At 44.5% G+C, this 11852-nt stretch carries 12 protein-coding genes and 1 riboswitch; of the genes, 3 read left to right on the forward strand and 9 right to left on the reverse strand.

The window, feature by feature from the left end; genetic code table 11:
* Nucleotides 1-240: 240 nt before the first annotated feature.
* Nucleotides 241-909: a LytR/AlgR family response regulator transcription factor gene (locus tag GSF08_RS01050; RefSeq protein ID WP_160624022.1), complete on the reverse strand. Its 669-nt coding sequence runs from the start codon at nt 907-909 to the stop codon at nt 241-243.
* A 101-nt stretch (nt 910-1010) separates the two neighbouring features.
* Here GSF08_RS01050 and GSF08_RS01055 point away from each other — a divergent pair, with 101 nt between their 5' ends.
* A complete protein-coding gene (locus GSF08_RS01055) occupies nt 1011-1481 on the forward strand; it encodes a pyridoxamine 5'-phosphate oxidase family protein (protein WP_160624023.1) in 471 nt (156 codons plus the stop codon).
* Nucleotides 1482-1695: 214 nt separating this feature from the next.
* Nucleotides 1696-1923 (forward strand): hypothetical protein, encoded by a 228-nt coding sequence (locus GSF08_RS01060; RefSeq protein ID WP_160624024.1) that lies wholly within the window; start codon nt 1696-1698, stop codon nt 1921-1923.
* Nucleotides 1924-1946: 23 nt separating this feature from the next.
* Here the strand turns inward: GSF08_RS01060 and GSF08_RS11690 are convergent, their stop codons facing one another.
* From GSF08_RS11690 to metK, 8 genes are all read right to left on the reverse strand, one after another.
* Nucleotides 1947-3323, reverse strand: coding sequence for a copper homeostasis protein CutC (locus GSF08_RS11690; RefSeq protein WP_160624025.1), 1377 nt, complete (start codon nt 3321-3323; stop codon nt 1947-1949).
* On the reverse strand, nt 3316-3840 hold the full coding sequence (locus GSF08_RS01070) for a Fe-S-containing hydro-lyase (RefSeq protein ID WP_160624026.1): 525 nt from the start codon (nt 3838-3840) through the stop codon (nt 3316-3318). The genes GSF08_RS11690 and GSF08_RS01070 overlap by 8 nt, the downstream gene beginning before the upstream one ends.
* On the reverse strand, nt 3837-4685 hold the full coding sequence (locus tag GSF08_RS01075) for a fumarate hydratase (protein WP_249805793.1): 849 nt from the start codon (nt 4683-4685) through the stop codon (nt 3837-3839). The genes GSF08_RS01070 and GSF08_RS01075 overlap by 4 nt, the downstream gene beginning before the upstream one ends.
* On the reverse strand, nt 4682-6130 hold the full coding sequence (locus GSF08_RS01080; protein WP_160624027.1) for an aspartate ammonia-lyase: 1449 nt from the start codon (nt 6128-6130) through the stop codon (nt 4682-4684). The genes GSF08_RS01075 and GSF08_RS01080 overlap by 4 nt, the downstream gene beginning before the upstream one ends.
* Nucleotides 6127-7305: an NAD(P)-dependent malic enzyme gene (locus GSF08_RS01085; RefSeq protein ID WP_160624028.1), complete on the reverse strand. Its 1179-nt coding sequence runs from the start codon at nt 7303-7305 to the stop codon at nt 6127-6129. The genes GSF08_RS01080 and GSF08_RS01085 overlap by 4 nt, the downstream gene beginning before the upstream one ends.
* 96 nt (nt 7306-7401) lie before the next feature.
* Complete coding sequence (locus GSF08_RS01090) at nt 7402-8538, reverse strand: Sapep family Mn(2+)-dependent dipeptidase (protein WP_249805795.1); 1137 nt, start codon at nt 8536-8538, stop codon at nt 7402-7404.
* Nucleotides 8507-9460, reverse strand: a complete 954-nt coding sequence (locus GSF08_RS01095) for a glycosylasparaginase (RefSeq protein ID WP_160624030.1) — start codon at nt 9458-9460, stop codon at nt 8507-8509. Before GSF08_RS01095 ends, GSF08_RS01090 begins: the two co-directional genes overlap by 32 nt.
* Before the next feature lie 86 nt (nt 9461-9546).
* Nucleotides 9547-10641: a methionine adenosyltransferase gene (metK, locus tag GSF08_RS01100; protein ID WP_160624031.1), complete on the reverse strand. Its 1095-nt coding sequence runs from the start codon at nt 10639-10641 to the stop codon at nt 9547-9549.
* Between the two features lie 68 nt (nt 10642-10709).
* Nucleotides 10710-10797, reverse strand: a riboswitch (SAM riboswitch).
* A 158-nt stretch (nt 10798-10955) separates the two neighbouring features.
* Between metK and GSF08_RS01105 the strand changes: the two genes are divergently transcribed.
* Nucleotides 10956-11837 (forward strand): Cof-type HAD-IIB family hydrolase, encoded by an 882-nt coding sequence (locus GSF08_RS01105; protein ID WP_160624032.1) that lies wholly within the window; start codon nt 10956-10958, stop codon nt 11835-11837.
* Nucleotides 11838-11852: the final 15 nt, after the last annotated feature.

The raw sequence follows: 11852 nt of genomic DNA on the forward strand, positions 1-11852 counted from the left end.
CCGATTATGTTAAATAATTATATTATTGGTTCTTCTGTACATCCGCATATTCTGTCCAATATGCTTATCTTTTTTCGGCTTGTACGATTCTTTATCATACAATTATTTAACATCTATGAATTAGTCATCTTCTCATCCCTCTCTTATATTCATATCTGTTGTTACTTTTATTATAGTCAATCTTCAAATAAGTGTAAGACTACTGGAAAAATCGGTTAACTTTATGGAAAAACCTGCTTCTTACATAGCATGTTTTTTTAGTTTATCGATGACCTCACTGCGGCGTGAACGGGAAATCGGCAGTCGTGTCTGATCGATCAAGACAACCATCTCCCCATCGACATAGGCTATACTGTTCATATTTACCACCAATGAATTATGAATCCGAATAAAATCATAAGCAGCCAGCACATCTGCTTTTTCATAGATACTGCCGCGTTCCTTAAAAACTCCGCGGCGGGTGTGGTAAACAACCAGCTTGTCTTCTTTCTCCAAATAAATGATATCCATTATTTTAAGCGGCACTTTTACCTGATTGTACTGAAAAAACAGAGTATCCCGTCCCTTCAGACGTTTCAGGATCTCCCCTTTATTTTTATGAAGTTCCTTTTCAATTTGATCAATATTGATGTAAAGAATCTGATCAATCATACCATCCTCAGTATTTTCACAGGTGCAGATTACGACCATATTTGGATAAGGCTCAATGAGGGCATGATAAACACGCTGCCGATTATACCGCTTCGGCAGCACCAGAATATCGATTGTATGGGGATTTTCCTGATTAACAAATTGTGATACGCTTGCATAACAGCAAAATTTCCAATCGTAATCCGTAAGAACATCCTGAAGATCATAAATAACTTCTTTCGCAATCTCTTTGGTTTCTACCACTGCTACTTTCAGCATGCAGATCACCCTCTCTTTTTATTATAGACGGAAAATGAAGCGCTTTCAATTGACAAACTCGTTCCCTGCGATTATCGTATAGAAAAAAGGAGGCGTTACAGATGGCAATACCAAATCGTAAATTGTCAGAAGAACAGGCACAGGATATACTTAGAAACTGTCATTATGGAGTCCTATCTACTGTTGATGAGCATGGAAATCCTTATGGGGTAGGGATTAACTGTTTTTATATGGAAAAAGAACATGCACTCTATTTTCATACGAAAAAAATCGGCAAAAAAATGAATAATATAAAAAATCATCCAATTGTTTCCGTTTTCATTACCGATGGTATGGAAAAAATTGTTCAGGAACGTTTTACCACGCATTATCAAAGCATTATTGTAGAAGGATCGGCAGAATTGATCGATAACATCGACGAAATCGAGGCAAAGCTCAGAATTCTTTGCCAGCGTCTTTGCCCTGATGCTGTAGAGCGCAGAGAAGAAGTAATCGCCAAATTCCTCCCGGTGGTTGGAATTTGCAAAATCTCCATAAAAAATATCACGGCAAAAGCGAATAGAGATGCGTAAAAGATTGCAAATTCTTCCATGTATTGGTAAAATTGAATTATGATTAGAGACGATACGTGCTTCTATTTATAAACGTATAGATTTTGAGAAGCTACAAGTTTCCGTATATTCCGATATAAATCGGTATAAAAACATATGTTTTTATAACCATTTATGATTGTTTGAATACGTATACATTTGTATACGTTTCTGAACAAGAGAGGATGGGATTCTAGTGGAAGAATTATTAGAGAATTTAGCTGAAAAAGCTGGCTGCTTCATATCTGATTTGAAATTAGATCAAAAACGCAAACGTTTAATACATGTATTAGAAGAAATTGATCCCAGCGAATACACAGCAGCATCTTGGCAGGAAACATTTACATACATAACGGAAGATAATGCGACTGAAACAAGTTGTGAAGCAATCAAGAATGAATTAATCAATCGATTAAAAAAATAAACTCACTATAAAAGTGAGCTTTTTTATAAATGTGCAAAGAGATCAGCAGGTTTTTGCAGACATCCATCTGCAAGTTCACATGTGTTAAGCTGTGATCCCCATAATGCCAAAAGTTTCCCCACCTTAGCGGCATCAGCACACTGCATGTCATAAATACTGTCTCCAACATATACCGTGTTGAATGGATCAGCGCCGGTTTTTTCTAAATAAGCCAAAATCGGATCAGGATTTGGCTTATGCTTTAACGTGTCATCCGCGAGAATAACCGTATCAAAATATGGCATCATTTCATAATTTCGCATTTCATGCTCAAATTCAGAACGAGTCTTTGACGATACAATTCCCAGCCTAATACCTAAATTATGCAATTTCTTTACAGTTTCCGTGATACCGGTGAATACCGTTACCGTATGCAAATATTTTTGCAGCTCCTCATCCCAGATTCGCTGAGCTTCATCCACATCCGGACATCCCAACTGATGCAGCGCCTGCTTCCCGGTTATGCCAAGACAGAAAGAGAGCTCTGCCTCACTATATTCCCGCTTAAGAATCAAGCGCAACGTATCCTGTAATGAAGTGATAACCGAATAGGTATTATCCAGTAATGTGCCGTCAATATCAAATAACACATGCTGATAATGAATCGTTTCTGGAACCGCAATCGCTGCTTTGATGTCTATCGCTTTTGATGCGGATACCGAATCATAATCCATCTCATGAGGTGCATCGGCATAGCCATAGGTTACCCCATTTGATGATGTTGTTGGATCAAAATTCCAGCTTTTACAGGAAGAGTGAATCTGACTCACTCCCGAAACTCTCAAAATATGCAAGGCATTCTCTGCCTGCACACCGCTTCCCGCTAAAATTTCAATCTGCTTACCGTACCGATACTGCAGCTCCTTTATCAGATCAAGCCCTTCAATCGCTTTATGCTGTAACCCGCTGGTTAAAACCCGATCGATTTTAAGCGAAATGAGTACTTCTATCGATTGAAAAGGATCATTTACACAATCGAATGCACGGTGAAAAACGGCTTCTTTATGATAGCTGTGAATAAGTGAAGTCATCGCTTTAGTTGCTTCTTTGTGAATCGTGCAGTCTTTATGCAAAAAACCAAATGCAATTCCATCCGCACCCGCTTCCAGCAGTTCTTTTGCTTCCGCAAGCATGACTTCCTGCTCTGTATCATGATAAGCAAAACCGGCGCCGCGAGGACGAACCATCGCGATAATCGGTATATGTACCTTTTGCTTAGCCAAGCGAACCGCTGCCGCAGAAGGCGTCAAACCACCCATATACAAGGCACTGTTGAGTTCAATGCGATCCGCTCCTCCGGCTTCGGCCCGCACACAGTCTGATACACTGCCGCAGCAAACCTCCAAAACATATTTATTCATAAAGATTATGCCCCTTCGCATCTATACATACCGTGGCTGGAAAATGATCGACCAGCAGCTCATGAATTGCTTCTGCACCAAGATCCTCAAAAGCAATCACTTTACAAGCGGTAATACACTGACTGATGTATGCGCCGGCACCGCCAATCGCTACCATATAAGCGCCTTGATTACGGACAATCGCATCCAAAACAGGTTTTGTACGATAGCCTTTACCAATGGAAACACTCATTCCAAGATCATACAGCTGGGGTGCATAGGCATCCATGCGGGAGCTCGTTGTAGGGCCTGCCGAACCGATCACATTTCCGGGAGCTGCCGGTGTAGGACCCACATAGTAAATGACTGCGTCCTTTAAATCTATGGGCAGGGTTTCACCTTTTTCCAGCATCTCTTTCAACCGCTTATGGGCAGCATCACGAGCGGTGTAGATCGTACCGGTAATGGTAACCATATCCCCGCTTTTTAAGCCTTTTATTTTATCCTTCGTAAGCGGCGTCGTCAAATTGATCATCATAACACCTCCCGGGCATGCCTTGTGATATGGCAGGAGATATTGACCGCTACCGGTAACCCGGCAATATGTGTCGGGTACTGTTCCACATTCACATGAAATGCAGTTATATCGCCCTTCAATCCCTGTGGACCAATATGCAAAGCATTCATCTCATTTAACAGCTCCTGTTCAAGCTGTGCGTAACGAGGATCAGGATTCGGTTCATTCACCGGACGCACCGTCGCTTTTTTCGCAAGGACTGCCGCGTAATCAAAAGTTCCGCCGATCCCAACTCCGATAACCATCGGCGGGCAGGCATTCGGTCCGGCATTCTTTACCGCTTCCAAAACGGCTTCTTTCACACCTGTTAATCCCTGCGCCGGTTTCAGCATTTTTAATACTGACATATTTTCAGAGCCGAAGCCTTTGGAGGAGAGCTCAATCTCGACCTGATCACCGTCTACGATATCCATGTAGATAACCGCAGGTGTATTATCTTTCGTATTTATACGGTCAAATAAAGGATCACTGACAACTGATTTCCGCAGATAACCCTGTTCATAGCCATCGCGCACTCCCTGCTGAATCGCTTCCCGAATGCTTCCGCCTTCAAAATGAACATCCTGTCCAACTCTCAAAAAAACGATAACCATACCGGTATCCTGACAGATCGGAATATGCTTTTCCGCTGCCAACCGGCTGTTTTCAAGCAGAATCCGCAGGGTTTCTTTCCCGATCGGTGTAGTTTCTTTATCTGCCGCAGCTTGCAGACAGGCATATATATCACTGGGATACTGATAATTGATCTTCTGTACCATGGTGCATACTGCATTCTGCACCTGTTTTACCTGGATAGCACGCATCATGATTCCTCTTTCTTCTTTTTGGGTTTGGAATTCCGCTTATGCATGCCCGGTATCCCCGGACGTGTCATCTCTTTCACATTCAAGACTTCATCAAGCTTTTCCCGTGACATCAAATCATGCTCCAAAATCAATTCCCGCAGCTTACGGTTTTCATGAAGTGCCTGCTTTGCCATTTTTGAAGCGTTCGCATAACCGATATGCGGTGCCAGCGCAGTTGCGGTTCCCAGTGAAATTTCCACCAGATCCTTACAGTGCTCGCGATTTGCTACAATACCGCTAATTGCATTGACCCGCAACGTATGACAGGCATTTGCCAGAATATCAATACTCTGAAACAGATTATAGAAAAGCACCGGCTCAAATACATTCAGTTCCATCTGTCCTGCTTCAGCCGCCTTCAGAATGGTTACATCGTTGCCGAACACCTGAAAGCACACCTGATTGCATACTTCCGGAATGACCGGATTGACTTTACCGGGCATGATCGAGGAACCGGGCTGACGGGCAGGCAATATGATTTCACCAAGCCCGGTTTTCGGGCCGGATGCCATCAAACGCAGATCATTGCACATTTTCGAGAGGTTCACACAAAACGTTTTCAAGGAGCTGTGCGCCCAAACAAACGGGTCGACATTGCGCGTTCCGTCGATCAAATCCCGGGCACTGGTTAAATCGACGTTGGAGATATCGGACAGCAGACTGACACAGATACGCTTATAATCTTCATCAGCATTGATTCCGGTGCCGATGGCAGTCGCTCCCATATTGATCGATTTCAGATTGGAAAACGCCAATTTAATTCTTCGTATATCCCGGACAAAAGCAGTTGCGAACGCATGAAATTCCTGACCCATACGAATCGGTACAGCATCCTGTAAATGCGTTCGGCCCAGTTTGATCACATCGTTAAATTCGATGCTTTTATCGAGCAGCGCTTCCTGAAGAAGCATAATTTCTTCCAAGAGATTTTCCACTAAAAATAAACAGGTTAATTTCCCGGCTGTCGGAAATACATCATTGGTCGACTGTCCGAAATTGATATGATCATTAGGGTGAATATAATCATATTGTCCTAATGGTTTACCGGCCAGCTGAGCTGCCCGATTCGCAATTACCTCATTGGTATTCATATTGACCGAGGTTCCGGCTCCGCCTTGGATAACATCGGTGATAAACCACGCATCAAGTTTTCCTTCAATGACCTCATCACATGCCGACACAATATAATTGGTGCGTTCCTCATCTAAGTGGCCGCAGATACAATTTGCTTTTGCGCAGGCTTTCTTCACCATACCTAGCGAACGTATCATCATCGGATGCGTCTTCATATGGGTGATCGAAAAGTTTTGTGTCGCCCGTACCGTTTGACAGCCATACAGCGCGTCAAACGGTACATGTACCTCGCCAAGTGAATCTCGTTCTATTCGATACTCCGCTTCACTCATCTGACATTTCCCTCTTTTTTCGCACAAGCGGCAACCGCCTTTGCGACTGCCGGGGCAACCCGTGGATCAAATACTGTCGGAATAATATGTTCCGGATCAAGCTCTTCATCACTGATCAAATCAGCCAGTGCCATCGCCGCTGCCATTTTCATGCCCTCGGTAATTTTAGTCGCTTTCACATCCAACACACCGCGGAATAATCCTGGGAATGCCAATACATTATTTACCTGGTTCGGATAATCGCTGCGGCCGGTTCCCACAATATAAGCACCGGCAGCCAGCGCATCTTCCGGCATAATTTCCGGAGTCGGATTTGCCATCGCAAGTACGCATGATTTTTCATTCATCGATGCCACCATATCTTTATTCACCAGTCCCGGTGCACTGACACCGATAAATACGTCAGCACCGACCATTGCATCAGCCATTGTATCAAAGCGCAGACCATCCTGATCGACATACTGCAAAAGCTCTTGTTTCAGAAAATCATACTGTGCTTTCTTTTCCTGATGCATCTGTCCCTTTGAGCTGAACGCCTCAATATGACGAATCCCAAAGTCATGCATCATTTTAATAATCGAACTGCCCGCCGCTCCTACGCCGCAGGTAACAACACGTAAATCTTCTTTCTTCTTACCGGTCAGCCGCAGCATGTTCGCAATCGCCGCAATTGTGATAATTGCCGTACCATGCTGATCATCATGGAAAACCGGAATATTCATCTCCGCTTTTAAAGTACGCTCGATTGCTACACATTTCGGTGCACTGATATCTTCCATCAAAATACCGGCAAATGTCGGTTCCAATGCTTTTACTAAGGTGATAATACCCTCAGCATCATGTACATCGATGCAAAGCGGAATCGCATCAATATCAGCAAACCGTTTAAACAGCACTGCTTTTCCTTCCATAACCGGAAGCGCTGCTTTCGCACCTATATCACCTAACCCTAACACGGCACTGCCGTCAGTTACAATCGCAATCGTATTTCCTTTATTGGTATACACATAAGCATTCTCTTCGTCGTCGACAATTTCACGACATGGCTGTGCTACCCCCGGGGAATAAGCAAGTGCTAAATCCTCCATACGCTCTACTGCCACTTTTGAATGAATCTCCAGTTTACCCTTGTGTAATTTATGTAAAGCTAAAGATTCCTCATATACTGAACTCATGATAACCCTCCTTGTTGGTTAAACATCCTACGATTATTCTAACATAAAACCATTTCCCCGGCACGCCGTCTTATCAGAAATAAAAAAACGGAATTTTTAAAATTCCGCTGTATCGGCAAGCATCGCTAATGCCAATGCGTAAATCTTCATATTTGTTTTAAGGTCCTTTAGGCTCATCCATTCATCCGGCAGATGGGCAATTCCTTTTTGATTAGGGAAGCTTGGCCCAAACGGTACAATGTTTGGCATGACCTTGGCATACGTGCCGCCGCTTGTCGTAACCGGCGTACCATCCATCCCGGTAACCTCTTCGTAAGCTGTTTGCAAAGTATGAATCAGCCGACTGTCCTTCGCAAAGCGCACCGGTGCATAATGGAGCAGCTCGATGAGTTCTACATCCGCGATCAGACATTCCCGAATTGAAGCAAGCAGATCTATTTTACTGCAGCAGGCAGGGTATTGGATAGAAACCTCAAAGCCCGGACAGCCTTGCTCCTGAATCATCCGAAAGCCACCCATCTGCAAAGTTCCGAATTCTTGATCATGACAGTCGATATGCAATTCCTTTCCGGTACGATCACCGCTTAGAAAATACGAATTAAGAAAGGCAAAAAAAACACCCTGATCAGCTCCGTGATATAGCAGGCGGAGCTTTAAACGGCCGCGTTCCCCATAGACTACCGGATATTTACAATCCGGAGTAAAACCGGCCACCGGCGGCCGTTCCTTATCCAGATATACAGGTATATCACGAAAACCGGTTTCTTCATTGGTACCAAAGAGGATTCGAATGGCGTGGCGCTGCGGAAGCTGAGCTTGGGATATTGCCTTCATTGCGAACAGGCAGCTCAAAATCGGCCCTTTGTTATCCAGTACACCGCGGCCATACATACAATTATTCGTTTCGTCGATGATACCGCCATAAGGATCATGAACCCAGCCCTTGCCTTCGGGCACAACATCCAAATGACCTAATGCCGCTACATAATCAGCTTGTGCGCCCAACTGTGCATAGCCGACATGGCCGCTGCCATAATCGGTTTTAAAGCCCAGTGATTCCGCAGTTTGCAAGGCTGCCCTCAGTGCTTTGGCCACCGCATTGCCAAACGGTTCATCCAAAGCCGGTTTTCCCTCTACGCTGGGAATCGATACAATTTCCTGAAGGGTTTTGACGAGCTGCGGAAACAGCTCATCACATGCCTTATATAATCGGCGCTTTGATTCTTCTTGCATACGCTTCCAGCCACTCCTCACTGGCAGGCTCATGATGACAGTGACCGGCTTCATCGCGGTGTGACAGATAAACGATCGGCGCTTCCTTCTTCGTGGCGACACAGAAGCTGAATTCAGGCGCATTGGTAGAAACGCCCCATTCTCCTTTATTGTTCATTGCCACAAATGACATTTCCCCGCTTTTACCGCGGCGGCGGATCAACGCTTTTTCAAATTGATTCAACGCTTGCTCACAGGCTGTTTGCGGATGCATACCGCTGCGCATTTTTGAAACAATTTCATAGGATACGCAGCCCTTCATGATATCCTCACCAAGCCCGGTTGAACCAGCTCCTCCTACTTCACTATCCACATAATAACCGGATCCGGACATCGGAGAATCCCCGACCCGACCAGGCCGTTTCATAAAAAGACCGCTTGTGGATGTTGCCGCGCACATGCTCTGATGCTCGTCCAGCGCTACCATTGCGACTGTATCATGACCGCTGTACGGACTGAGACCTTTATCGACCGTTTCTTTTTTGCGTTTCTGATAATGAGCAATGCCCCGATCCGTCAGCATATTTTTACGTTCAAAACCGTGTTTATGCGCATACGCTTCCGCACCTGCTCCGACGAGAAAGTTATTCACCTTTTCTTTAGACAACAATCGCGCGATTGATACCGGATTGGCATAATCACGTATCCCCGCTACCGCACCGACATCGAGGGTATCACCATCCATAAATCCTGCATCCAGCTCAACCTCCATATTCTCATTCGGCAGTCCCCCATATCCGACAGACTTATAAAACGGATAATCCTCGACAATACGGATGGCCGCTTCCAGTGCATCCCCGCTTTCAGCACCATCATCCAGCCGTCTTCCCGCTTCTTCAATTCCTTCAATCGCCATTCGCCATGTCGCAATAATGCCCCACATAGTCATACCTCCTTATTCTTCCTTTTTATCTACCTATTTTACCAAGAATCCTAAGAAAAAAGAAGCGCCGCAGCTGCTTCTTTCCGTTATTTTAAGTCAATGATCTGTTCCCAGCTAAATTCATCACGGCCAAAATGACCGTAGCAGGCAGTTTTTTTATAAATCGGCTTGCATAAATCCAGCTCCTTGATGATATTGCTTACAGAGAAATCAAAATTGCGGTCGATGATTTCCAAAATTTCACCATGAGATACGGTGTTGGTACCGAATGTTTCTACCATGATGGATACCGGCTTCGCTTTGCCGATCGCATAAGCAACCTGGATCTCACATTTGCGGGCATAGCCATGCGCTACGATATTTTTCGCAACATAACGGGCGTAGTAAGCCGCACTGCGATCTACTTTGGATGGATCTTTAGATGAGAAGCATCCCCCGCCGATACGGCCCATGCCGCCGTATGTATCGACAACGATCTTACGGCCGGTCGTACCGCTGTCGCCAAAGGAACCGCCTAGTACAAAGCTGCCGCTTGGATTGATCAGGTATTTCGTATGCTCATCAATCAGCTTTTCATCAATTACCGGTTTGATAACCTCCTCCATAATTACGTGTGCCAGCTCCTCTTGTGAAACCGCTGCCGCATGCTGGGTTGATACCACAATAGTATCGATGCGCTTCACCTTATCATCTTCATATTCTACGGAAACCTGCGTCTTTCCATCCGGGCGAAGCCGATTATCTTTTCTTCTGACTTCACTCAAACGCTTTGCCAATTGATGTGCATAGTCAATCGGAGCCGGCATATAGTTATCAGTATCATCACAAGCAAAACCAAACATAAGCCCCTGATCACCAGCGCCGATTTCTCCGCCGTTTTGGACGACTGCCTGATGAATTTCCGCTGACTGGTGATTCACATGCACACAGACCTGATAATCTTCCGTATAACCGATTTCCTTGATCGTCGCCTTTGCGATCGCTTCATAATCCAGCTTTGCTTTCGTATCCGCTTCACCGTAAATCAAGACAAAATCATCCTTGATCGTCGCTTCTACTGCCATTTTCGCATTTGGATCCTGCGTAAGCGCCGCATCCAAAATACTATCCGCAATCTGATCGCAGATTTTATCCGGATGACCCTCGGTAATACTTTCTGATGTAAAAATGTAGTTCTTCATAATAACCCTCCTCGTATAAAAAATGCCTTCCCGCGGTAGAGAAGACAGTATCCATATCATTACGTTCTCTCTTATCGCTGTCAGCAGTACCACCTTGCCTTGGCAGGTTGGCGCGGGATCCACGAGCTGACTCTCTCCTCCGTCTCTTGATAAAAAGGCATGTATATTAAAGCACAATATTCTGAAACATGCAACCGAATATTTTTACCTCTCAAAAGTTATTTGACAAATACCCCATGAAATACTAAAATGAATTTGCTTGACAGTATGCCCTCGTCATACTGTTTTTTTAGGAAAGACAGGTGTACGCACAAATGGATATTACCAAAATAAAGGTCATCGTATGCGACCTCGACGACACCCTGCTCCGTGATAATAAAACAATCAGTAAGGAAACCTGTGAGTATTTGATTCAGTTACAGAAAAACGGTTACCGTCTGGTCCTCGCTACCAGCCGCTATCGTAAAGAAATTGTGGATTATGCGGCGCAGCTGCAAATGGAACACTACGGAGGCTTTCTAGTTACCTCCAACGGCGCAACCGTCTACAATCTGAAAACGGGTCATCGCGAAGCATTTTCCGCTTTGGATAAGGAAGAAGCCCAGATGCTGATCCGCACCGGTTTGGATTATGGCTTATCAGTACATATGCGCATCGGTGATGATTTTTATTGTCAGACCGTTGGACTTTTCCGTTTTATTCTGCCGCTGTTGAAAATCTTCACGAAAATCATCAAACCGTTTGCCTCACATAAGCTGGAATATTTGATTTCCCTGCTTCATTCTATTCATTTTGTCCGTAATTTGGAGGAAATGTCGCCGGATCAGGTACATAAGATCGTCTATCTGACACCTTGCGGAAGACTGAATCCATTTATGGAATATATTCAAAACACTTATCAGATGAAATATCATTTCTTTGTGGTGGTAAATCGCACTGCCGCAGAAATCTGTCACAGCAATGTCAGTAAGAAAAATGCCGTGGATTGGATTTTACAGGAGCTGGGGCTCACAATGGAGAATATCATCGCGTTCGGCGATAATTCCAACGATGAAATGCTATTACAGAGTGCCGGTATATCGGTAACGATGAAAAACGGCTCATCAAGAACGATTGCCAAGGCGAAGCTGCTCAGTGAAAAGACAAATGATGAAGACGGCGTCATGGATTGTTTGATTAAAATGGGATTTGAATAAAGAGAAGGACTGAAA

Origin of the sequence: Copranaerobaculum intestinale (assembly GCF_009831105.1) — a bacterium.
Lineage (GTDB): Bacteria > Bacillota_I > Bacilli_A > Erysipelotrichales > Erysipelotrichaceae > Copranaerobaculum > Copranaerobaculum intestinale.

Excerpts from the sequence above, each read along its gene's own strand:
- GSF08_RS01050 (WP_160624022.1), bottom strand. The coding sequence starts at position 909 with ATGCTGAAAGTAGCAGTGGTAGAAACCAAAGAGATTGCGAAAGAAGTT.
- GSF08_RS01055 (WP_160624023.1), top strand. The coding sequence starts at position 1,011 with ATGGCAATACCAAATCGTAAATTGTCAGAAGAACAGGCACAGGATATA.
- GSF08_RS11690 (WP_160624025.1), bottom strand. The coding sequence starts at position 3,323 with ATGAATAAATATGTTTTGGAGGTTTGCTGCGGCAGTGTATCAGACTGT.
- GSF08_RS01070 (WP_160624026.1), bottom strand. The coding sequence starts at position 3,840 with ATGATGATCAATTTGACGACGCCGCTTACGAAGGATAAAATAAAAGGC.
- GSF08_RS01075 (WP_249805793.1), bottom strand. The coding sequence starts at position 4,685 with ATGATGCGTGCTATCCAGGTAAAACAGGTGCAGAATGCAGTATGCACC.
- GSF08_RS01080 (WP_160624027.1), bottom strand. The coding sequence starts at position 6,130 with ATGAGTGAAGCGGAGTATCGAATAGAACGAGATTCACTTGGCGAGGTA.
- GSF08_RS01085 (WP_160624028.1), bottom strand. The coding sequence starts at position 7,305 with ATGAGTTCAGTATATGAGGAATCTTTAGCTTTACATAAATTACACAAG.
- GSF08_RS01090 (WP_249805795.1), bottom strand. The coding sequence starts at position 8,538 with ATGCAAGAAGAATCAAAGCGCCGATTATATAAGGCATGTGATGAGCTG.
- GSF08_RS01095 (WP_160624030.1), bottom strand. The coding sequence starts at position 9,460 with ATGTGGGGCATTATTGCGACATGGCGAATGGCGATTGAAGGAATTGAA.
- metK (WP_160624031.1), bottom strand. The coding sequence starts at position 10,641 with ATGAAGAACTACATTTTTACATCAGAAAGTATTACCGAGGGTCATCCG.
- GSF08_RS01105 (WP_160624032.1), top strand. The coding sequence starts at position 10,956 with ATGGATATTACCAAAATAAAGGTCATCGTATGCGACCTCGACGACACC.